General features: G+C 73.5%; 20 protein-coding genes. 8 read left to right on the forward strand and 12 right to left on the reverse strand.

All coding sequences use genetic code 11. The annotated features are described in order from the left end of the window. Positions 1-2: 2 nt before the first annotated feature. From atpD to K7472_RS28045, 3 genes are all read left to right on the forward strand, one after another. Positions 3-1,457, forward strand: coding sequence for a F0F1 ATP synthase subunit beta (atpD, locus tag K7472_RS28035; protein ID WP_222981376.1), 1,455 nt, complete (start codon positions 3-5; stop codon positions 1,455-1,457). A 114-nt stretch (positions 1,458-1,571) separates the two neighbouring features. Further along, positions 1,572-1,949 carry a F0F1 ATP synthase subunit epsilon gene (locus tag K7472_RS28040; protein ID WP_222981412.1) on the forward strand — a complete coding sequence of 126 codons (378 nt, stop codon included), beginning with the start codon at positions 1,572-1,574 and terminating at the stop codon, positions 1,947-1,949. Between the two features lie 123 nt (positions 1,950-2,072). Beyond that, complete coding sequence (locus tag K7472_RS28045) at positions 2,073-2,519, forward strand: DUF2550 domain-containing protein (RefSeq protein ID WP_222981377.1); 447 nt, start codon at positions 2,073-2,075, stop codon at positions 2,517-2,519. Between the two features lie 57 nt (positions 2,520-2,576). Here K7472_RS28045 and K7472_RS28050 read toward each other — a convergent pair whose 3' ends face one another. After that, positions 2,577-3,149 carry a cob(I)yrinic acid a,c-diamide adenosyltransferase gene (locus K7472_RS28050; protein WP_222981378.1) on the reverse strand — a complete coding sequence of 191 codons (573 nt, stop codon included), beginning with the start codon at positions 3,147-3,149 and terminating at the stop codon, positions 2,577-2,579. A 147-nt stretch (positions 3,150-3,296) separates the two neighbouring features. Between K7472_RS28050 and K7472_RS28055 the strand changes: the two genes are divergently transcribed. From K7472_RS28055 to K7472_RS28065, 3 genes are all read left to right on the forward strand, one after another. Continuing rightward, positions 3,297-4,145, forward strand: coding sequence for a 3-hydroxyacyl-CoA dehydrogenase family protein (locus tag K7472_RS28055; RefSeq protein ID WP_222981379.1), 849 nt, complete (start codon positions 3,297-3,299; stop codon positions 4,143-4,145). 200 nt (positions 4,146-4,345) lie between these two features. Then, positions 4,346-4,708 (forward strand): STAS domain-containing protein, encoded by a 363-nt coding sequence (locus K7472_RS28060; RefSeq protein ID WP_289679269.1) that lies wholly within the window; start codon positions 4,346-4,348, stop codon positions 4,706-4,708. A gap of 272 nt (positions 4,709-4,980) precedes the next feature. Next, positions 4,981-7,560: an ATP-binding protein gene (locus K7472_RS28065; RefSeq protein ID WP_222981380.1), complete on the forward strand. Its 2,580-nt coding sequence runs from the start codon at positions 4,981-4,983 to the stop codon at positions 7,558-7,560. 81 nt (positions 7,561-7,641) lie between these two features. Here the strand turns inward: K7472_RS28065 and nucS are convergent, their stop codons facing one another. Then, entirely contained in the window at positions 7,642-8,301 is a 660-nt protein-coding gene (gene nucS, locus K7472_RS28070) for an endonuclease NucS (RefSeq protein ID WP_222981381.1), read from the reverse strand. A 276-nt stretch (positions 8,302-8,577) separates the two neighbouring features. On the opposite strand from nucS, the gene K7472_RS28075 reads away from it, so the two are divergent. Further along, a complete protein-coding gene (locus K7472_RS28075; protein ID WP_222981382.1) occupies positions 8,578-8,970 on the forward strand; it encodes an SCO5389 family protein in 393 nt (130 codons plus the stop codon). Positions 8,971-9,170: 200 nt separating this feature from the next. On the opposite strand, the gene K7472_RS28080 is transcribed toward K7472_RS28075, so the two are convergent. Next, on the reverse strand, positions 9,171-10,223 hold the full coding sequence (locus K7472_RS28080) for an LLM class flavin-dependent oxidoreductase (RefSeq protein WP_222981383.1): 1,053 nt from the start codon (positions 10,221-10,223) through the stop codon (positions 9,171-9,173). 266 nt (positions 10,224-10,489) lie between these two features. Here K7472_RS28080 and K7472_RS28085 point away from each other — a divergent pair, with 266 nt between their 5' ends. After that, a complete protein-coding gene (locus K7472_RS28085; RefSeq protein ID WP_222981384.1) occupies positions 10,490-10,804 on the forward strand; it encodes an Rv1322 family protein in 315 nt (104 codons plus the stop codon). 56 nt (positions 10,805-10,860) lie between these two features. Here K7472_RS28085 and K7472_RS28090 read toward each other — a convergent pair whose 3' ends face one another. The 9 genes from K7472_RS28090 to mce form a co-directional block, all read right to left on the reverse strand. After that, positions 10,861-11,718, reverse strand: coding sequence for a metallophosphoesterase family protein (locus tag K7472_RS28090; protein WP_222981385.1), 858 nt, complete (start codon positions 11,716-11,718; stop codon positions 10,861-10,863). A gap of 7 nt (positions 11,719-11,725) precedes the next feature. Continuing rightward, positions 11,726-12,580, reverse strand: a complete 855-nt coding sequence (locus tag K7472_RS28095) for a DUF2705 family protein (protein ID WP_252396361.1) — start codon at positions 12,578-12,580, stop codon at positions 11,726-11,728. 2 nt (positions 12,581-12,582) lie between these two features. After that, complete coding sequence (locus K7472_RS28100) at positions 12,583-13,833, reverse strand: ABC transporter ATP-binding protein (RefSeq protein ID WP_222981386.1); 1,251 nt, start codon at positions 13,831-13,833, stop codon at positions 12,583-12,585. A gap of 44 nt (positions 13,834-13,877) precedes the next feature. Continuing rightward, a complete protein-coding gene (locus K7472_RS28105) occupies positions 13,878-14,705 on the reverse strand; it encodes a hypothetical protein (protein ID WP_222981387.1) in 828 nt (275 codons plus the stop codon). Between the two features lie 22 nt (positions 14,706-14,727). Further along, positions 14,728-15,498 carry an ABC transporter permease gene (locus tag K7472_RS28110; RefSeq protein WP_222981388.1) on the reverse strand — a complete coding sequence of 257 codons (771 nt, stop codon included), beginning with the start codon at positions 15,496-15,498 and terminating at the stop codon, positions 14,728-14,730. Between the two features lies 1 nt (position 15,499). Continuing rightward, positions 15,500-16,519 carry an ABC transporter ATP-binding protein gene (locus K7472_RS28115; protein ID WP_222981389.1) on the reverse strand — a complete coding sequence of 340 codons (1,020 nt, stop codon included), beginning with the start codon at positions 16,517-16,519 and terminating at the stop codon, positions 15,500-15,502. 110 nt (positions 16,520-16,629) lie between these two features. Next, positions 16,630-17,565, reverse strand: coding sequence for a coiled-coil domain-containing protein (locus tag K7472_RS28120; protein WP_222981390.1), 936 nt, complete (start codon positions 17,563-17,565; stop codon positions 16,630-16,632). Positions 17,566-17,666: 101 nt separating this feature from the next. Then, positions 17,667-21,404: a polarized growth protein Scy gene (scy, locus tag K7472_RS28125; protein WP_222981415.1), complete on the reverse strand. Its 3,738-nt coding sequence runs from the start codon at positions 21,402-21,404 to the stop codon at positions 17,667-17,669. A 155-nt stretch (positions 21,405-21,559) separates the two neighbouring features. After that, entirely contained in the window at positions 21,560-21,988 is a 429-nt protein-coding gene (gene mce, locus K7472_RS28130; protein ID WP_222981391.1) for a methylmalonyl-CoA epimerase, read from the reverse strand. Between the last annotated feature and the right edge of the window lie 134 nt (positions 21,989-22,122).

Consider the following 22,122-nt stretch of genomic DNA (forward strand, 5'->3'; position numbering starts at 1 on the left):
CCATGACAACCTCTGTTGAGACGGCCACTGAGGCGGTCGCCACGACGGGCCGTGTCTCGCGAGTCATCGGCCCGGTCGTCGACGTGGAGTTCCCCGTCGACGCGATGCCGGAGATCTACAACGCGCTGCACGTCGACGTGGCCGACCCGGCCAACGCGGGCGAGACCCGGACCCTGACCCTCGAGGTGGCCCAGCACCTCGGCGAGGGCATGGTCCGCGCGATCTCCATGCAGCCCACCGACGGTCTGGTCCGCCAGGCCGTGGTGACCGACACCGGCAAGGGCATCACCGTGCCCGTCGGCGACGTCACCAAGGGCCGGGTGTTCAACACCCTCGGCCAGATCCTGAACGAGCCGGAGGCGGAGTCCGAGATCACCGAGCGGTGGGCGATCCACCGCAAGGCCCCGGCGTTCGACCAGCTCGAGTCCAAGACCGAGATGTTCGAGACCGGCCTGAAGGTCGTCGACCTGCTGACCCCGTACGTCAAGGGCGGCAAGATCGGTCTGTTCGGTGGCGCGGGTGTGGGCAAGACCGTCCTCATCCAGGAAATGATCATGCGTGTGGCCAAGCTGCACGAGGGCGTTTCCGTGTTCGCCGGCGTCGGCGAGCGCACCCGTGAGGGCAACGACCTGATCGAGGAGATGGCGGAGTCCGGCGTGCTGCCGCAGACCGCGCTGGTCTTCGGTCAGATGGACGAGCCGCCGGGCACCCGTCTGCGGGTCGCGCTGGCCGGTCTGACGATGGCGGAGTACTTCCGCGACGTCCAGAAGCAGGACGTGCTGTTCTTCATCGACAACATCTTCCGCTTCACCCAGGCCGGTTCCGAGGTCTCCACGCTGCTCGGCCGCATGCCCTCCGCGGTGGGCTACCAGCCGAACCTGGCGGACGAGATGGGTCTGCTCCAGGAGCGCATCACCTCGACCCGCGGTCACTCGATCACCTCGATGCAGGCGATCTACGTCCCCGCGGACGACCTGACCGACCCGGCCCCGGCGACCACCTTCGCGCACCTCGACGCGACGACGGTGCTCTCCCGGCCGATCTCGGAGAAGGGCATCTACCCGGCGGTGGACCCGCTGGACTCGACGTCCCGCATCCTGGACCCGCGCTACATCTCGCAGGAGCACTACGACACCGCCATGCGGGTCAAGGGCATCCTGCAGAAGTACAAGGACCTCCAGGACATCATCGCGATCCTCGGCATCGACGAGCTGGGCGAGGAGGACAAGCTCACCGTCCACCGCGCCCGCCGCATCGAGCGCTTCCTGTCGCAGAACACCCACGCGGCGAAGCAGTTCACCGGTGTCGACGGCTCGGACGTGTCGCTGGACGAGTCCGTCTCGGCGTTCAACTCCATCGCCGACGGTGAGTTCGACCACTTCCCGGAGCAGGCGTTCTTCATGTGCGGTGGCCTGGAGGACCTGAAGGCCAACGCCAAGAAGCTGGGCGTCTCCTGACGCCTCGCGCCCATCACGCGTGACGAGGGGCGGGCTGGTCCCGCCCCTCTCCCGCACCCCGTTATCCTGTGACCCAACACCCGTCGTCCCCGGCGGGTGGAGACCCGAGGAGCCATCTTGGCCGAGCTGCACGTCGAGCTGGTCGCCGCCGACCGCAAGGTCTGGTCAGGTGACGCCACGATCGTCGTCGCGCGCACGGCGTCGGGCGACGTAGGCATCATGGCGGGCCACACTCCGCTCCTGAGTGTGCTGGAGTCCGACCCGGTGACCATCCGCACCACGGACGGCGGCACCGTCGTCGCCGCGGTGCACGGAGGATTCATCACGTTCTCCGACAACAAGCTCTCGATCCTCGCGGAGATCGCCGAGCTTGCCGAGGAGATCGACGTCGAGCGCGCCGAGCGGGCTCTGGAGCGCGCCAAGTCGGAGACCGACGGCGCCGCCCAGCGTCGCGCCGACGTCCGGCTGCGTGCCGTCACGGGCGCGCGCTGACACCACGCGACCCAAGGCCGCGGACCGCTCACGAGGCGGTCCGCGGCCCGGTCGCACCGCGAGCGGTTTTTTCTCTGATACGGGTCCGGCCACGGCGGACGTGAGGCGAGGAGGTCGACGGGCATGGTCCTCGCTCTGCAGGTGTTCGGCGTGGTCGTGGCGGTCGCCGCGCTGGGCCTGTTCGTCTTCGGCCTGCGCCGCCGCCTGATCCAGCGCCCCGGCGGCACCTTCGACTGCTCGCTGCGCGTCCCCGGCGACCCGGCGGCCGAGCCGTCCGGCAAGGGCTGGGTGTACGGCGTGGCGCGCTACAGCGGTGACCGCGTCGAGTGGTTCCGGGTCTTCTCCTACGCGCCCCGGCCGCGGCGCGTCCTGGAACGCGCCGCGATCGAGGTCGTCCAGCGCCGCACGCCGCAGGGCGAGGAGGAACTCGCGCTGCTGTCGGACGCGTACGTGCTGACCTGTACGCACCAGGGCGAGACCCTGGAACTGGCGATGAGCGAGGACGCCCTGACGGGCTTCCTCGCCTGGCTGGAGGCAGCCCCGCCCGGCCAGCGCGTCAACGTGGCCTGAGCGGCCACCCCCTCAACGCGGCCTGAAGCGGCCCGACTTCCCCTCGCCGCCACGTCCTCACCGCTCCCCGCCCGGCACCCACAGCACGTCCCCCCGCTCCACGTTGGCGGTCCTCGCCAGAATGAAGAGCAGGTCCGACAGGCGGTTGAGGTACTTGGCGGTGAGGGGGTTCATCTCGTCGCCGTGGCTCTCCAGCGCCGCCCACGTCGAGCGTTCCGCGCGGCGGACGACCGTGCAGGCCTGGTGGAGCAGGGCCGCGCCGGGCGTGCCGCCGGGGAGGATGAAGCTGCGCAGCTTCTCCAGCGGTTCCAGGAAGCGGTCGCAGTCCGCCTCCAGCTTGTCGACGTAGGCCTGCTCGACCCGCAGCGGCGGGTACTTCGGGTCCTCGACCACCGGCGTCGCCAGGTCCGCGCCCACGTCGAACAGGTCGTTCTGCACGCGGGTCAGCACCGCCGCGACCTCCTCGGGCAGACCGCCCAGCGCCAGCGCCACCCCGATCGCCGCGTTGGCCTCGTTGGCGTCGGCGTAAGCGCCGATGCGCGGGTCGGTCTTGCGGGCCCGGCTCATGTCGCCCAGGGCGGTCGTGCCGTCGTCCCCGGTCCGGGTGTAGATGCGCGTCAGATTGACCATGCGCCAGACTCTAGGACAGGCCGCTGGACCGGGTGCGCGGGGCGCGTGCGGCGAAGAACACACCGTGACGCGGGCCTCTTCCTGCTGCGCCGGGGCGTGAACGAGCGTTAAGGTCCGGCCAACAACGTCAACAGTGGGGTGTGTCTCGTGGCGAAGAAGCTGGCCGTCATCGGAGCCGGCCTGATGGGCTCCGGCATTGCTCAGGTTTCCGCGCAGGCGGGGTACGACGTGGTCCTGCGCGATGTCACCGACGAGGCGCTGGCTCGCGGCAAGGGCGGCATCGCCACGTCCTACGAGAAGTTCGTCTCCAAGGGCAAGCTCACCGCCGAGCAGGCCGAGGCCGCGCTCGGCCGGATCACCACCACGACCGACCTGGACGCCGTCGCGGACGCCGACATCGTCGTCGAGGCGGTCTTCGAGAAGATCGAGGTCAAGCAGGAGATCTTCCGCACCCTCGACAAGCTGGTCCGCGACGACGCGGTGCTCGCCTCCAACACTTCCGCGATCCCGATCACCAAGATTGCCGCGGTCACCGGGCGCCCGGAGCGGGTCGTCGGCACCCACTTCTTCTCGCCCGTGCCGCTGATGCAGCTGTGCGAGCTGGTGCGCGGCTACAAGACCAGCGACGAGACGCTGGCCACCGCGCGGGCCTTCGCTGAGGAGATCGGCAAGACCTGCATCGTCGTCAACCGCGACGTGGCGGGCTTCGTCACGACCCGCCTGATCTCCGCCCTGGTCGTCGAGGCGGTCAAGCTCTACGAGGCCGGGGTGGCCTCCGCCGAGGACATCGATGTCGCCTGCAAGCTGGGCTTCGGCCACGCCATGGGCCCGCTGGCCACCACCGACCTGACCGGCGTGGACATCCTGCTGCACGCCACCGGCAACATCTACACCGAGTCGCAGGACGAGAAGTTCGCCCCGCCGGAGCTGATGCGGCGCATGGTCGACGCGGGCGACATCGGCCGCAAGAGCGGCCAGGGCTTCTACAGCTACTGAGCCGCGGGCCGGACGCCGCCGCGCCGTGGACGCCAGGGGAGTGCCCCGGCGCCCACGGCGGCGGCGAAGCGCCGAGGCCACCGCACGCCATCACCCCATGGAGTGAATTCGGTATCGGTTCGCTCACGGACGGCAACCCCGGGGTGCGACGGATCGTCAGTTGCGTTGAGACTGAGGGGGTCATCGAACCCCGGAGCACCATGGGAGCGCGCATGCACATCAAGGGCGACCACGCCCGGCTCGTTGTCGGGGGACGCCTCGACGTACGCAGCGCGGCGGACGCCCGTGCGGTGCTGCACACCGCGCTCGACTCCGGCCACGGGGACCTGGTGCTCGACCTGACCGACCTCGACTCCTGGGACGCCACCGGCCTGGGCGTCATCATGGGCGCCCACCGCCGCGCGGGCCGCGCCAACCGGCGGCTGGTGCTGCGCGGGGTGCCGCCGCAGATGCAGCGGCTGCTCGTCGCCACCCGGCTGCACCGCATCCTCACCATCGACGGCGGCCCCCTCGGCGCCGCGCCCGCCGACGAGCTCCCGGCGGACCCCCTCCCGCACGCCTGACCCGCGCCCCCGGGCTCCGCCGTCCTCCGAGCGCGCCGTCCGCGCGCCCGCGTGCTCCCGAAAGGCCTCCGCGCCCGCGTGCTCCCGAAAGCCGCATCCCGGGCGGTGCTTCGGCCCTGGTTTCCTTCGGTAGTCTGCGAAGGTTTAGGGTTCGGTTTCCGGCGTGTCGACTCCGGCGCGCTGTGGAGGGGAGCCGGACCGGTCCTGAAGGCGGACGTACGGACTTCCGTTACGACGACAGCCCGTACGCGACGCATATGGGGGCGGAGACGATGGACCCACACGACCACGGACCCCGGCAGCAGCACCAGGCGCCCGGCCCGGCGGGCCCCGGCGGCGCGCCCGACGCGAACGACCTGTCGGCGGTGTTCGACAGCGGGGTCACGGCGGGCGGCAGCGTCCCCGGCGCCCCCCGCGCTGCCGCGTCCGACGCGACGGCCCCCGGCGACGAGGCGGCCGGGCGCTCCGCGTACCGCGATCCGCTGATATCCGAGGCGGGCACCGGCGCGACCGCCCGCGTGGCCCAGGTCGTCGCGGGCGACCTGCTGCTGACCGTCAACCCCGTCGACGGCAGCGAGGTCGTCGGCTGCCCGCCCGCCAGGATCCCGGCCGTCGCCCGCCGCACCGCCGAGGACCGCGCCGCGCGCGACCGTGCCGCCCGGCCCGCCCCGGTCACCGGCCACCCGTTCCCCGACCTGCCCGTGCTGGAGCGCGCCGAGGAGACCGACCGGCTGGTCAAGCTGGTCTCCCGGGGCCGCTCGGTGCGCGTCACCGGCCCCGCCGGCTGCGGCCGCACCGCGCTGCTCGACGCCGTCGCCGAACGCTGCGCGGACCTCGCCCCGGACGGCGTGATCCGCCTGACCGGCCACCGCCGTACCGTCGCCGACCTGCTGCACGAGCTGTACGCGACCGTCCACACCGTCGACGCCCACCGCCCCGGGCCGGACCGGCTGCGGGACCTGGTGCGCGAGATCGGCGCGGTCGTCGTGCTGGACGACGTGGAGTTCGGCGGCGCGCCCCTGGAATCGCTGCTGGCCGCCGCGCCGGAGTGCGCCTTCGTCATCACCGCCACCCCCGACGTCGCCGCGCCGCTGCCCGACTCCCACCTCGAAGAGGTCTTCCTGCCCGGCCTGTCCCAGGAAGGCTGCCTGGACCTGCTGGCCCGCGTGGCCGGTCGCGACCTGTCGGAGGAGGAGAGCGCCTGGGCCGCCGACCTGTGGTTCGCCTCCGAGGGCCTGCCGCTGCGCTTCGTCCAGGCCGGTGCGCTGCTGCGGCAGCGCGATCAGGCCCTCGCCCGGCCCGGCGCCGCGGACCTGCCCGCCGACGCGCCCGCGGGCGACGTCCCGCCGCCGCCCGCGGGCCGGGGTCAGCTGCCGTCGCTCGCCGAGGCCGCCGCCCCTGCCGACCTGCTCGCCTCCCGGCTCGGGCCCGACGCGCAGGAGGCGCTGCGGTTCGCGGTGGCGCTCGGCGGCGAGTGCCCGCACTCGTCCCACCTGCCCGCGCTGGTCGGCGCCGAGCACGCGGACGCCGCGCTCGCCGAACTGATCGCCACCGGCCTGGTCACCCCCTCCGGCGCCCGCTACCGGCTGGCGGCCGGGGTGCTGGGCCAGCTGACCGAGGGCGGCGTGGAGACCGGCGGTTACGCCCAGACCGCCGCCACGCACTACGCCTGGTGGACCGGCCACCCCTCGGTCCCGGCGGAACGGATCGCCGCCGAGGCGGACGCCGTGCTCGCCGCCATGGCCGCCGCCCGCGCCGCCGGTCACCACGAGTGCGCGGTACGGCTCGCCCGCGCCGCCGCGCCGCAGTTCGCGGCCGGGCTCGACTGGGGTGCGTGGGAGCGGGCCCTGCGCGCGGGCCAGGAGGCCGCCCGGCTGGCCGGGGACGTCGCCGAGGAGGCCTACTTCCACCACGAGTTGGGCGTCCTGGCGCTGTGCTCCGGCAACCTGGACCGGGCCCGCACCGAGCTGGAGGCGTCGATCGGGATGCGCGGGGTGCTGGCCGACCGCCAGGGCACCATCGTGGGCCGCCGCACCCTCGCCCTGGTCACCGACCGCGCCGGACGTCCCGCGGTGCCCGCTCCGGTACGGGCCGAGCCCCCGGCGGCCGCGCCGCAGGAGCGCCTCCCGCGGACCGAACGCACCCCGCTGGTCCCGCCGACCGTGCCCATCGTGGCCGCGGGCACCGCCGCGGCGCCCTTCGAGGACGCGGCGGTCACGGTCCTGACGCCCAGGGTCGGCGCGAACGGACCGGCCCACAAGCGGCGCTTCCCCTACCTCGCCACCCGCCGCAACCTCGTCGCCGCGGGCGCGGGCGCGGTCCTGGTGGCCGTCCTCGGCACGGTCGTCACCCTCGGCGCGACCTCCCAGCGCGACCCGTCGACCCCGATGACGGTCAAGCCCGGCGGCGGCCCGGCGGCCCGCAACGACGACAACTCGGGCCTGCCCGCCGACCCGTCGGCCCCGGCCACGGGCACCTCGACGACCCCGTCGACGGCGGTGTCGGGGGGCCCGGCCACGTCGCCCTCGGCCTCCGGCGGCCCCGCGAGCGGCTCCACCGGCACGAGCCCGGCCCCGGGTACGACGGAGACGAGCAGCGCACCGTCCGGCGGCGGAAGGCCGTCGCCGTCGCACTCGCACCCGGCGCCTCCTCCGCCCACGCAGTCGTCGCCGCCCCCCTCTCCCTCGCCGAGCCAGAGCACGACGCCCACGCCGTCCCCGTCGACGACCACGACGCCCACGGGAACGGACTCGGCGAGCGGACCCGCTCCGACGACCACCGGGACCGACTCCGGCGCCCCCAGCGCGTCGGACACCGGGAGCGCCCCGGCGGCGTCGGACAGCCCCTCGTAAGCCCGCACGCACCCATGGGAAAGCCCCGACGCCAGCGATGGCGTCGGGGCTTTCCCGTTGCGGAGCGGCCCGGGGGACGGATCAGAACAGGCGCAGCTTGTCGTCCTCGATGCCGCGCAGGGCGTCGTAGTCGAGGACCGCGCAGGAGATCCCGCGGTCGGTGGCGAGCACCCGCGCCTGCGGCTTGATCTCCTGGGCCGCGAAGACGCCCTTGACCGGGGCGAGATGGGGGTCGCGGTTGAGCAACTCCAGGTACCGGGTGAGCTGTTCGACGCCGTCGATCTCGCCGCGCCGCTTGATCTCGATCGCGACGGTGGCGCCGTCCCCGTCCCGGCACAGGATGTCCACCGGGCCGATCGCGGTGGGGTATTCGCGCCGAATCAGCGTCCACCCCTCGCCCAGGGTCTCGATGCGGTCGGCCAGGAGTTCCTGGAGGTGTGCCTCCACCCCGTCCTTGATCAGACCGGGGTCGACGCCCAGCTCGTGGGAGGAGTCGTGCAGGACCTCCTCGATGGTGATGATGAGCTGTTCGCCGGCCTTGTTGATCACCGTCCAGACCCCGTCGCCCTCCTTGAGGGTGCACGGCGGGGACATCCAGTTGAGGGGTTTGTAGGCGCGGTCGTCCGCATGGATCGACACACTGCCGTCGGCCTTGATGAGGAGGAGTCGCGGGGCCGAGGGCAGGTGGGCGGTGAGCCGGCCTGCGTAGTCCACGGAGCAGCGAGCAATGACGAGACGCACGGTCGCCCACGCTACTTCAACCGGAACCCCTGGCGCGATCCGGCCTGATGGGACGGGGGTGGACTCCTGTGACAGGCCACGCATTCGAACGCAAAGCCGGGCACTTGATATGGCCTGGAGAGTGGCCGGTTGTACGCGCAAGCGCCTGGTGTGGCCGCAGCCATACGCCTACGGTGGGTAGCGGGAGTCCGTCATACGGTTGTCACGTCTGCGGATTTCCTCCGACATCCGTCAGGCCTCGCGGGAGTGTCCCGTGGGGTCGCGAGAGGAGTACCCATGTCGCTCGACGTCTCACCGGCCCTCCTGGAACAGGCCGAGCGAGGCGAGGTCGACGAAGCCGAATTCGTCGACTGCGTCCGGACCTCCCTGCCGTACGCGTGGGAGATGATCAGTTCTCTGGTGGCACAACTCAAGGTCGACGGGGGAGAGTTCGCCGACAACCAGGTTCCGCCGCCGGACGAGCAGGCGCGTGGCCAACTGCTGAGGGCCCTGGCGAGCGACGCGATACGCGGCGCGCTGCAACGGCATTTCGGCGTCCGGCTCGCATTCCAGAACTGCCACCGGGTCGCGGTCTTCCCGCTGGACGCCGCGGTCGACCAGAGGTACGCCAAGTTCACCTCGGTGCGGGCCCAACTGCTCAACCAGTCGCCGGAGTTGCGCGACTGCTGAGCGATCCGGACGGGTCCGGCCGCTCCGGGCCCCGTCCGCTCACGATTCCCGCCGTCCCCGCCCTCCCCACGACCCCGACGCCCTTCTCCGCCTTCTCCAGCTCCCGCTGCGCGACCCCACGGCCCGACGGCGCCCGGACCGGGACGCGATCGGATCGAGTCGATCACGCCCGCCCGGACCCCTCGCGCCGAACGTGCCGATCAGGCCAGCAGCGGGAGCACCTCACCGCCCAGCCGGGCCACGCAGGCCTCCGTCTCCGCCAGGTCTCCACTGCCCTCGGCGAGCAACGCGAAACGGCTGATCCCGGTCCGCTCGACGGTCGCCGCGATCCGGTCCGCGCACACCCGGGGCGAGCCCACCGGGTGCAGCGAGCACAGCAGATCGGTGTAGGCGTGCGCGTCGCGCCTGGCACGCGGGCGCCCGTCCACCGTCACATGCGCCGCGAGCCCGTGCTGCAACCAGCCGGGCATCGCCTTGCGCAGCGTCTCCACCGCGCCCCGCGTGGTGTCGGCGACCTGGGTGACCCCGGCCGAGACGTGTTCCGCCGCGGTGGCCGCCACCTCGTCCGGATCGCGCCCGGCCGCCAGCGCCTCCTGCCGCCACAGCGCCGTCATCGCGGCCTTCTCCTCGTCACCGCAGTGCATGCCGAGCAGCATCGGCAGCCCGCGCGCCGCCGCCAGCCGGACCGTGGCCGGTGACGTGCAGGCGACGATCACCCGCGGCCGGGCGGGCACGCCGATGTCGTCCAGGTCGTCCGGCCGGGGGACCACCGGCACCTCGCGGAAGCGGTGGCGCGGCCCGTCCGAGCCCACCCGGGGCTCCGACAGCCAGCGCAGCAGCAGGTCGAGCGACTCGGGGAAGTCCTCCTGGTAGGCGTCGAGTCCGGTGCCGAAGACCTCCAGGTCCTGCCAGGGGCCGCCACGTCCGACGCCGAGGACGAACCGCCCGCCCGACGTCAGGTGCAGCAGCGCCGCCTGCTCGCCGAGCGCCACCGGGTGCGTGGTCGGCAGCACGCTGACCGCCGTGCCCACGGTGATCCGCCGGGTGCGGCCCAGCAGCAGCGCCGCCAGCGTGACCGCCGACGGGCACACTCCGTACGGCATGAAGTGGTGTTCGGCCAGCCAGACCGAGTCGAGCCCGGCCCGCTCGGCCGCCTCGGCGGTGCGCACCGTGCGGTGCAGCGCCTCGGCGTGTCCCTGGCCCGGGAACTGCGCCGAGAGCGCGAACGCTCCCACCCGTGGTGTCTCGCGCATGTCGTCCTCACCTCTCTTCCCCGCCCGTTCGCCCGCGGTGCGGCGGACCGGATTCCGCCTGGTGAACGGGAGGCTCCCCCATGGGGGTTAACGCCTGACACGTGCCAAAGGCACGGTCGGCGCCGTGATTTCGTGACTGCGTGATTGTCGGACGCGTGACGCCGCGTTGTCCGCCGGTTACCGGAGCCGGTCCGGGCCGCGTACGCTGGTGTCCGGGTCTGCCGGAACCCGCCCTGTCGCCGACTCGCCCCCGTACGAGGTGTCCCGTGTCCCCCCGCCGAAACCGCCCGCACCGGGCCGTCAAGCCCGAACCGAGCCGGGACGGCGAACGCCACGGGCTGGAACGGACCGAGAGCTGGCACGGCGAGGAGTGGGTGATGCGCCCGGTCTCCGGCAGCGCCGGCAAGACCTACCGCTGCCCGGGCTGCGACCAGGAGATCCCGCCCGGCGTCGGCCACGTGGTCGCCTGGCCCGAGCACGCGGGCGTGGACGACCGCCGTCACTGGCACCGGGCCTGCTGGAACGCCAGGGAGCGGCGCGGCGCGAAGGTGTTGCGCTCCCGCAACGCGCCGCGCCACTAGGCGAGTCGGCACGTAGGGCCCGGCCGAGTGCGTCAGCCCGTCAGCTGGTCAAGCCGTCAGCCCTTCAGGCTGTCGTCGGGCTCGTCCCGCGGGCGCGGCAAAATCACCCGGAGCGGCTCGCGCGGCGGACGCGGGCGCCACTCGCGCGGATAGCCCACCGACACCTCCTCGAACCGCACGCCGTCGTGCCAGGTCACCCGGGGGATGTGCAGGTGCCCGTAGACCACCGCGGCGGCCCGGAACCTGCGGTGCCAGTCCGCGGTCAGCTCCGTACCGCACCACTGCGCGAACTCCGGATAGCGAAGGATCTCGGTGGGGTGCCGCAGCAGCGGCCAGTGCCCGGCCAGCACCGTCCGTACGTGCGGCGGCAGTTCGGCGAGCCTGCGCTCGGTGTACGCGACCCGCTCACGGCACCAGTCGTCCAGGCCCTCGTGCGGATCGGGGCGCAGGAAGTGCTCGTCGGTGCAGACCACGCCCGCGGCGTACGCGGCGGCGAGCGACTCCTGTTTGGTGGCCGTGCCCGGCGCCCGGAAGGTGTAGTCGTACAGCACGAACAGCGGCGCGACCGCCACCGGGCCGTCCGCGTCCGGCCACAGCGGGTAGGGGTCCTCGGGCGTGACGACGCCCAGCGCGCGGCACACCTCGACCAGGTGCGCGTAGCGCTCGGCGCCGCCCAGCTGGACCGGGTCGCTGGGGTGCGTCCACAACTCGTGGTTGCCCGGCGCCCACAGCACCTTCGCGAACCGCCCGGCCAGCGTCCGCAGCGCCCACTCGACGTCCTCGACCCGCTCGGCGACGTCCCCGGCGACGATCAGCCAGTCCCCGTCGTCCGCGGGACGCAGCCCGTCGACGATCTTCCGGTTGTCCTCGTACGCGATGTGCAGATCGCTGACGGCGAGCAGACGGGCGGTCATCGCGGCCTCACACGTCGCGCTTGTTGATGACGGTGAACGCGCCCGCCAGCGCCACCACCGTGACCCCGGCCAGGATCCACAGCGGCGTCCAGCCGTGCGGGCCGGAGTCCAGCATCGGGATGCCGTAGATCGCGGCGAGCGCGTTGGGCACCGAGTACTCGATGAGGTCGGTGCGCAGCGTCTGGAGGCTCTCGCCCGCCATGAACAGTGCCAGCAGCAACGGCAGCAGCACGACGCCCAGCATGGCGGTGATCGCGCCCGCCGAGTGCCGCAGCATCGCGCCGACCGCCAGCGCCAGCAGGCCGAGCAGTGCCACGTACAGGCCGATGCCGACCGTGGCCCGCGCCCACTGGCTGCCGGAGGGCGCGAGCACGCCGTGCCCGGAGATCAGCGAGGAGTCGACGGCCGCGACCAGCAGGCAGGCGACCGTGGTCAGCACGAAGGCGAGGGAGAAGAAGACCACGGCCTTGGCGGCCAGCACCCGCGAGCGGCTGGGGCAGGCGGTGAGCGTGGTGCGGATCATGCCGGTGCTGTACTCCGAGGAGATCACCAGCACGCCCAGCGTGATCACCGACAGGCTGCCGAGCAGCACGCCGAAGAAGCCGGCCGCGAGCGCCGGGAAGCCGCTCGCCTCGTGACCGCTCATCACGGAGGCGACCAGCAGCCCGATGCCGACGACCACCAGCAGCATCACCCCGAGCGTCCACATCGTGGAGCGAAGGGTGCGGATCTTGGTCCACTCGGAGCGCAGCGCGTCGCCGAAGGTGGCGTCGCGCACCGGGATCGGCGAGGTGTACGCGGCGGGCGCGCCGCCCTGCCACGGCTGGGTGCCCTGCGCGGTGGCCTGGTGGGGAGTGGTCATCGTCAGCGGTCCTCGGCGTCGGGCTGGTCGGTGGCGGGAGCGGCGGGGGCCTGCGGGGGCGCGGCGGGAGCGGCCGGCGCGGCGTGGTGCGGGGCGGGGGGAGCGCCGAAGCCGCCCTGCGGGGGCGGGCCCTGCGGCACGGGACCGGGCGGGTACGCGGGGGCCTGCCCGTACGCCGGTGCCTGCGGCGGCAGTTGACCGCCCTGCGGCGCGTACGGGTGTGGTGCGCCCTGCGGGGCGTAGGGCTGCGGCTGCCCGTAACCCGTGGCGGGCGGCGGCAGTTGACCGGGCAGGGTCTGGCCCTGTGGCCCCGGCTGCTGGAACCCGGCCCGCGGGTCGTGCGTCGAGCGGTAGTCGACCGCGCCCTGGGTCAGCCGCATGTACGCCTCCTCCAGCGAGGCGTGGTGCGGTGACAGCTCCCACAGGCGCACGTCGGCCTGGTGCGCGAGGTCGCTGATGCGCGGCAGTTCCAGACCGGTGACGCGCAGCGCGCCGTCCTGCTCGGGCTGGACCCCGCCGCCCGCCTCGTGCAGCGCGGCGGTCAGCTTCTCGCGTACGCCCGGCTCGTCCGGGGTGCGCACCAGCGCGTAGCCGGTCGAGTTGCGCGCTATGAAGTCCTTGACGCCCATGTCCGCCAGCAGTTGACCGCGCCCGATGACGATGAGGTGGTCGGCGGTGAGCGCCATCTCGCTCATCAGGTGGCTGGAGACGAAGACGGTGCGGCCCTCGGAGGCGAGGCGCCGCATCAGGTTGCGCACCCAGTGGATGCCCTCGGGGTCGAGGCCGTTGACCGGCTCGTCGAAGAGCAGCACCTGCGGGTCGCCGAGGAGCGCGGCGGCGATGCCGAGGCGCTGGCCCATGCCGAGCGAGAAGCCCTTGGAGCGCTTGCCCGCGACCTCCTTCAGGCCCACCACGCCCAGCACCTCGTCGACCCGGCGGGCCGGGATGCCGGACAACTGGGCCAGGCACAGCAGGTGCTGGCGCGCGCTGCGCCCGCCGTGCACCGCCTTGGCGTCCAGCAGCGCGCCCACGTGCCGTGGCGCGTTGGGCAGTTGGCGGTAGGGGCGGCCGCTGACGGTGACCTCACCGGAGGTCGGGGTGTCGAGGCCGAGGATCATCCGCATCGTCGTGGACTTGCCCGAGCCGTTGGGACCCAGGAAGCCGGTCACCAGTCCCGGACGGACCTGGAACGACAGGTTGTAGACGGCGGTCTTGGTGCCGTACCGCTTGGTGAGGCCGCGTGCCTCGATCATGCTCCGCCCCTCGCTGACGACTGGGGCGCGTGCCCCCGTAACGGCTAGGAGGCTATCCAAGGTGGTCCGGTTCCTGCCAACGTCGGCAGGCCGGACGGCCGCAGCAGCCAGCCCTCACGCCGGAAGACCTCCGCGCCCGCCGCCCGGGCCGCCGGGTCCGCGGCGACCGTGGCCACCCACGCGTCCGGATCGGGCCCCAGCAGCGCCCGCAACGCGTCGGACGCCCCCAGCAGCCGGCGCAGCAGCGCGGGCTGGTCCCGCGCGGTCAGCGGGGTGCGGCCGTCCAGCGCGAGCACGCCGTGCCGGTGCACGTAGAGCGCCGCCGACGGCAGCCGGGTGCCGCCCGGCAGCGTCATCGGGAAGGCGTCGCCGTCCACCGTCACCCGGTGGTAGTGCGGCTCGGTGGCGTCGACCGCCGCCAGCTGGTCCGCGTCCAGCCAGCCGACGGCCAGCGTGGCGACGGAAACGCCGCTGCCGTACGGGGACGCGCTCACGTAACCGGCGAGGCTGATGTGGGCCGAGACCCCGGCCGCGATGCCGCGCACCCGCAGCGGGCTCATCGGCACCGCCACCGGCAGCCCCGCGAGCACCAGCTTGTGCCGGACCTGCGCCGGGCAGGCGTTGGACCCCACGGCGAGCACCGGCAGCCGCTCGTCCGTCCCCGCGACGCCCGCGTCGCGCAGCACGGCGTCGAGCCCCGCGCCCCGCCCGCCGACCGCCCAGCCGCCCACCGGTCCGCCGTCCGCCCGCAGCGGCAGCAACTCCTCGTCGCACAGCAGCCCGGGACCCGGGACCGGCCGCCCGGGATAGGCCAGCGGCGCCAGCACGGGCACGGCGTCCAGCCCCAGCGCCCGCAGCGTGTGATCGGTCACCCGACGAGCCTAGCGGCGCGGTTCACGCGTCCCGGCGCCGCAGCAGGAAGAAGCCGCCGGCCAGCGCGGCCACCACCCACCCCACCATGATCAGCAGCCCGGCCCACGGCCCGTACGGCCGCGTGTCGCCGAGGGTGACGACCATCATCACCTTCCGGCCCGCCTGGTCCGGCAGGTAGTAGGCGACCTTCTGGGTGGCGTGCACGGCGCTGAGGATGTTGGAGACCAGGAAGAAGAACGGCATCAGGATCGACAGCGACAGCAGCGGGCTGCGCAGCATCGCCGCGCAGCCCATCGCGAACACCGAGATCAGCGTCAGGTACAGCCCGCCGCCGACGACCGCGCGCAGCACCCCGGGGTCGCCGATGTGCACCCGGTGCGAGCCCAGCATCGCCTGGCCCGCGAAGAAGGTGACGAACGACGTCACCATGCCCACCACGAACGCCAGCGCCGTGGCCACCGCGAGCTTGCACGCGAGGAACGTCCACCGCTGCGGCACCGCGGCCAGCGAGGTGCGGATCATGCCGGTGCTGTACTCCGTGGAGACCACCAGCACGCCGAAGACGATCATCAGCAGCTGACCCAGGGTCATCCCGGCGAAGCTGGTGTAGGTCGGGTCGAAGATCAGCTGGTCGTGCGGCGACATCTTCGAGAAGCCGTTATTGGCGAGGAACGAGATGAGCACGCCCAGGCCGATGGTGAGGACCGCCGCCAGCGACAGCGTCCACACCGTGGAGCGCACCGACCGGATCTTCGTCCACTCCGACCGCAGCACCGCGGGTGCCAGCACCATGTCAGACCCCCTCGCCGTCGCCGGACCGCTCCGGGCCGTGCTCGCGCCGCCACTGCTCGCCCCACGCGGGCGCCTGCTCCACGGGCGCCCCGGCGGTCGGTGTCGGAGGCTCGCCCGCCTCCCGCGCGTGGTACTCCACCGCCTGCGCGGTCAGCCCCATGAACGCCTCCTCCAGGGACGCCTGCTGGGGACTCAGCTCGTGCAGCACGAGCCGTTCGCGCGCGGCCAGCTCGCCCAGGTCGGCCGCGGTCGACCCGGTGACCTCGAACGAGCCGTCGCCCGCGGTCCGCGCCTCGATCCCGGCCGCCGCCAGCACGTCCCGCATCCGCTCCGGCTCGGGGGTGCGCACCCGTACGAAGGAGCGGGAGTTGCGGGCGATGAAGTCGGCCATCGAGGTGTCCGCGAGCAGCTTGCCCTGCCCGATCACCACCAGGTGCTCGGCGGTCAGCGCCATCTCGCTCATCAGGTGGCTGGAGACGAAGACCGTGCGGCCCTGCGCGGCCAGCGACTGCATCAGGTTGCGGATCCAGCGGATGCCCTCGGGGTCGAGCCCGTTGACCGGCTCGTCGAACATCAGGATGCGCGGGTCGCCCAGCAGCGCCGCCGCGATGCCGAGCCGCTGGCCCATGCCGAGCGAGAAGCCCTTGGGCCGCTTGCGCGCCACCGGCGTCAGGCCGACCGCCTCCAGCACCTCGCCGACCCGGGAGCGCGGGATACGGTTCGCCTGCGCCAGGCAGAGCAGATGGTTGTACGCGGTGCGCCCGCCGTGCACCGCCTGCGCGTCCAGCAGCGCGCCGATCTCTTTGAGCGGCTCCTTCAGCTCCGCGTACCGCTTGCCGTCGATCCGCACGTCACCGGCGGTGGGGTTGTCCAGACCCAGCATCATCCGCATGGTCGTCGACTTGCCCGCGCCGTTCGGCCCGAGGAAGCCCGTGACGATGCCGGGCCGCACGGTGAACGTCAGATGGTCGACCGCCACCTTCTCCCCGAACCGCTTCGTCAGCCCCTGAAGCTCGATCACACCGTCCACGCTAGGCGACTACCCCGTACCGCGCACGGCAAGACCCCCCGCCCGGGAGGCGAGGGGTCCTGGCGTCGTACGGGTGCGCGGTCGCGCGAGCTGAGCGGGGATCAGCGGCTCTGCTGGGCCGGGACACCACGGGAGACGGTCTCGTCCTCCGGGGCACCGGCCGCGGCGACCGCGGCACCGGTCAGGGTGGCCAGCATCTCGCGGACGTTGGTCAGCTGGGCGTTGATGCTGTCGCGACGGTTGGTCAGCGCGGCCAGCTCACGCTCGGATTCGCTGCGGATGCGGTCGGCCTTGGCGTTGGCGTCGGCCACGATGTCCTCGGCCTGGCGCTGCGCGGTCTCCACCGTCTGGCGGGCCCGGCGCTCGGCGTCGGTGCGCAGCTTCTCCGCCTCCAGGCGCAGCTGCTCGGCGCGGTGCTCGATCTCCGCCAGCCGCTTCTCCGCCTTGGCCTGACGGGAGGCCAGGTCGCGCTCGGACTGCTCGCGGCGCTTGGCGAGGTTGGTCTCGAAGTCCGCGGCGGCCTGGGCGGCCTTGGCGCGGGTCTCCTCGAAGAGGGCGTCCGCCTCCTCGCGCTTGGCCTGGGCGTCCTTGGTGGCGTCGTTGCGCAGCTGGGTCGCCTCGTTCTTCGCCTTGTCGACGATCCGGGCGCCCTCGTCCTCCGCCTTCGCCTTGCGCTCCGCGGCGAACGACTCCGCGTCCGCGCGCACCTGGTTGGCGGCCCCCTCCGCCAGCTCACGGTGCTGCTCGGCCGCCCTGCGGGCCTCCTCACGCAGGTCCTTGGCCTCCTCCTCGGCGAGCCGGAGGATCTTCTCGACGCGCGCGCCGAGCCCCGCGTAGCTGGGCTCGGCGTCGTTGATCTGTGCCTGGGCGTTCTGGGTCTCGAGGTGCAGCTCCTCGATGCGCTTCTCCAGCGCGGTGATCCTGGACAGAGCGCTGTCGCGGTCGGCGACGAGCTTGGTGATGCGGTCGTCCACCTGGCCGCGGTCGTAGCCACGCCGCACGAGCTCGAAGCCGAAGGGGGAGGAAGTGTCGCTCATGGGGTTCCTGTCAATCAGGCCGGTGAGGTGATAGAGGGAATCCTAGGGGTGAGGACGGCGTGTCATCGAGTCAATCCCCGTTACAGCTGGAGAATGTGCGCTCAATCGAGTGGAGCCGAATCGGAACGCTTGCCACTCGAACGCGTGCTTCCGGCGCCCGCCCCCGCCTTCACGCCACCACCGGGCTCCCGGCGCTCTCCTGACTTCTTGCCAGCCGCGCCGCCCGGCGTCTCGAACGACTCCAGGGCCTCCAACACGTCCTGGACCCGGGAGATTTCGGCGTTGATGTCCTCGCGGCGCCGCTTGAGGACGTCGAGTTCACGGCGGCCCTCGTCGACGATCCGCTCCGCTTCGGCGCGGGCCTCGGCCACCACCCGCTCGGCGGTCCTGGCCGCCTCGGTCTTCTTCTGCTCGGCCTCCTTGATGAGGCCCTCGGCCTTCTTCACCGCCGCGATGCGGACCTTGCTCGCCTCCGACGACGCGGCGGACGCGGTCTCACCCGCCGTCCGCTCGGCGTCGGCGACCATCTCGCGCGCCTTGGCCTCCGCCTCCTCCAACTGCTCGGTGGCGGCGGCGACCAGCTTGTCGCAGCGCTCCCCGGCCGACTTCATCGCCTCCGAGGACTCCTTGCGGGCCCGCTCGTGCAGCTCCTCGACCTCGGTCTCGACACGGGTGCGCAGCTCCTCGGCCCGCTCCCTTATCGACGTGGCGTCACCGCGGGCCTCGGCCAGCAGCGTGTCGGCGTCCGAACGGGACTGCTCCACCAGCGCGTTGGCCCGCGCGGTGGCCTCGGCCACCAGCCGCTCCGCCTCCGCGCGGGCGGCGCCGACCATGTCGTCGGCGCGCTCCTCGGCCGTCGCGGCGGTGCGCAGCGCCTCGTCCCGCGCCTCGGTGGTGAGCCGCTCGGCCTCGGTGGCCGCCTTGCCGATCAGCTCGTCGGCCTGCTCGGCGGCTTCGGAGCGCTTGCGGTTGGCGTTCTCGCGGGCCTCGTCGACGGTGCGCTCGGACTCCGCCTTCGCCGCCGCGAGCAGCCGCTCGGACTCCGCCTTCGCGCTCTCCTCCTGCTCCACCGCCGCCGCGCGCGCCCGCTCGGCCTCGATGGTGAGCCGCTCGGCGTCCCGGGCGGCCCTGGCCACCCGCTCGTCGGCCTCCCGGCCGACCTTCTCCGCCTCGGTGACCGCGCCGGAGATCAGCTCGTCGGCCTGCTGCGCGGCCTCCGCGCGTTTGCGGTTGGCGTCCTCACGGGCCTCGTCGCGCAACCGGTCGGCGTCCGCGATGGCGTCCGCCACGGTCCGCTCGGCCAGCGCCTTCGCCAGCTCCGACTCCTCGTTGGCCTCGCGCCGGATGCGCACCGCGTCGGCGCCCGCCCGCTCGCGCTCGGCGCCCGCGTCGGCGTGCAGCTTGTCGGCCTCCTCGCGGGCCGACGCGAGAACCTGCTCGGCGGCGTGCTCGGCGGCCGACTTCAGGCCGGCGATCTCCTCCTCGGCCTGCTCGTGCAGCCCCGCGACCGCGTCCCGCACCTGCTGCGCGGTCTGTTCGGCGGCGGACACCAGCTCGGCGGAACGCCGCTCGGCCTCGGCGACCAGCCGCTCCGCCTCGGCGCCCGCGTCCTCGACCCGCTTGCGCGCGGAGGCGAGCAACTCCTCGCTCTCCTCGCGGGCCTGACCGCGTTCCTGCTCGGCCGCGCGGCGGGCGTCGGCGAGCAGTTCCTCGGCCTCCCGGCGGCGCCTCGCGGCCTCCTCGCCGGCCGCCGACAGCGCCTCCGCCGCCTCGGCGGCGGTCCGCTCGGCGGCGGCCTGCGCCTCGCCGCGCAGCCGGTCGGCGGTCTCCCGCGCCTCGGTGCGCAGCCGTTCGGCCTCGGTGGCCGCCTCGGTGCGCAGCCGCACCGCGACCGCCTCGCCCTCGGCGCGGGACGCCGACGCGTCGGCCGCGGCCTCGGCGCGCAGCCGGTCCGCCTCCTCCTCGGCCTCCGCGCGCAGGGCACGGGTCCGCTCGGCCGCCTCGGTGCGCAGCCGTTCGGCTTCCTGGGCGGCCTCCTTGCGCAGCCGGTCCGCCTCCGCGGTGCCGGCGCGCAGCGTCTCGTCGGCGTCGGTGAGCCGCCGGGCCACCTCGGTGCGCTGCCGCTCCAGCTCCTCGGCGGCCTCCTCGGCCAGCCGCGCCGCCGCCTCCTCGGCGTCGGCGCGCACCTGCCGGGCCGCGTCCTGCGCCGCGTCCTTGGCCTGGCCCGCGGCCTGTTCGGCCTCGGTACGCAGCTGCTCGGCCTCGGCCCGGGCGCGCTCCAGTGCTTCTTCCGCCTGCTTGCGCAGGGCGGCGGCCCGCTCGGCGGCCTCGCCGCGCACCCGTTCCGACTCGCCCGCGGCGCCCTGCCGCAGCTCCTCGGCGTCCGAGCGGGCCTTGGTCAGCAGCTCCTCGGCGGTGCTGGCCGCCTCCTCGATCTGCTGGAGTGCCTCGCGCCGGGCCTCGCCGCGGATCCGCTCGCCCTCGGCGACCGCCTCGGCCCGCAGCTGCTCGGCCTCGCCGCGCAGCCTGCGCGCCTCCTCCTGCAGCTCGACGGTCCTGGCCCGGTACTCCTTGGTGTCGTCCTTGGCCGCGCCCTTGAGCTGCTCGGCGGCCTCCTCGGCCTGGGTGCTCAGCCGCTCCGCCTCGGCCTGCGCCTCGCCGCGGATGCGCTCGGCCTCCTCGGCGGCCGCCTTCGTGGTGGCCTCGGCGTCCTGCGACGCCTTGGCGAGCACCTCCTCCGCGCTGCGCGCGGCCTTCGCCAGCTGCGCCGCCGCGTCCTCGGCGGCCTGGCTGCGGGCCGACTCCTGGGCCTCGGCGACCAGCCGCTCGGCCTCGGCCCGCGCGTCGTCCCGCTGCTGCTCGGCCTCGGCCCTGATCGCCTCGGCCTCCTTGGTGGCCTCGCCGACCAGGCGGGCGATCTCGGCGCGCGCGGTACGGGTGCGCTGCTCGACGGAGGTCTCGGCCTCCGTCAGCCGGGTCGCCGCGTTCTCCTCGGCCTCGGTGCGCAGCCGCTCGGCCTCGGCACGGGCCTCGCGCAGCGCGCTCTCCGCCTCGGCCATGGCCTGCTCGGCGGCCCGGGTCACCTCGGCGGCCTCCCGGCGCGCCTCCTGCGACTCGGTCCGCGCGCCGGTGCGCAGCGACTCGGCGTGGTCGGTGGCCTCCTGGGCCTGGGTGGAGGCGGCGGTCAGCAGCCGCTCGGCGTCGGCGCGGGCGCGGCGCAGGATCGCCTCGGCCTCGGTACGGGCCTCGGTGGCGGCCGACTCCAGGCGCTCACGGGCCTGTTCGGCGACCCGGGCGGCCTCGGTACGGGCGGTGCTCAGCGCGCTCTCCGCCTCGGCGCGCGACTCCTCCATCAGGCGGCGGGCCTGCGCCTCGGTGCGGGACCTCAACTGCTCGGCCCACGCGACGTTCTCGTTGACGTGGTTCTCGACGGTGGCGCGGCGCTCGGCCAGTTCCTCGTCCAGCCTGCGGCGGCGGGCGACCGCCTCGGCGTGCCACTCGGACTCCAGCTGCGACTGCCGCTCGGCCTGCTCCTGGAGCATGCGCTGGGTGCCGGCACGGGCCTCGCGCAGCTCGCGTTCGGCGTCGGCGCGCAGCTGGTCGGCCTGGATCTGCGCGTTGCGCAGGAGCTGCTCGGCCTGGTGGCTGATGTTGTCGTAGGCCCGCGGCTGGGCGAGCTGGCGCCGCGCCTCGTGCAGCTTGGCGCGCAGCACCTCGACCTGGTAGCCGAGATCGTCTGCGTGGTCGACGGCCTTCTCCCGCTCGGTCCGCAGCCGCTCCATCTCGGCCTCGAAACGAGAGAGCTGGTCGTCAGCCTCGTAGCGGTCGTAGCCCCGCACTCCGCGGTCCCATCCGTCTCCTGGACTGCTCACCCGCCAACCGGGTGAGTCTCTCCGGTGAACATAGCCATTCAGGAGAATGGTGTCAGATTCTCACCGCGTCCGGGCCGTCCCCCAGCCCCGAGGGACACAGTACCGGGGCCGGGGCCCGCGGGTCAGTGCTCTTGGGCGGCCGTCACCAGCTCGGTGAGAACTCCGTGGCAGTCCTTGGGGTGCAGGAAGGTGATGCGCGACCCCATCGAACCGGTGCGCGGCTGCTCGTAGAGCACGCGTACGCCCTTGTCCCGGATGGCGGCGGAGTCGGCGTCGACGTCGGCGGTGCCGAAGGCGATGTGGTGCACCCCCTCGCCGTTCTTGGCCAGCCACTTGCCGACCGCGGAGTCCTCGCGGGTGGGCTCCAGCAGCTGGAGGTAGGAGGCGCCGCCGTCGGAGGTCTCGTTGATCTTGAGCATGGCCTCCCGCACGCCCTGCTCCTCGTTGACCTCGGTGTGGAACACCTCGAAGCCGTAGGTGGCACGGTAGAACTCGACAGTGGCGTCCAGGTCGAAACAGGCGATCCCGATGTGGTCGATGCGCGTCAGCATGGAACCAGTGCACCGCCGACACACGTGGTCACGCAACGTGCGCGCCGTCACACCCTCGGGCCGGTGACCGGCGGCGGTACCCGTCAGTACATTGGCCTTAACCCTCGTTAACTCCCTTACGCAAAGGGGCCGCG

It is taken from the genome of Streptantibioticus parmotrematis, assembly GCF_019890615.1.
GTDB lineage: Bacteria > Actinomycetota > Actinomycetes > Streptomycetales > Streptomycetaceae > Streptantibioticus_D > Streptantibioticus_D parmotrematis.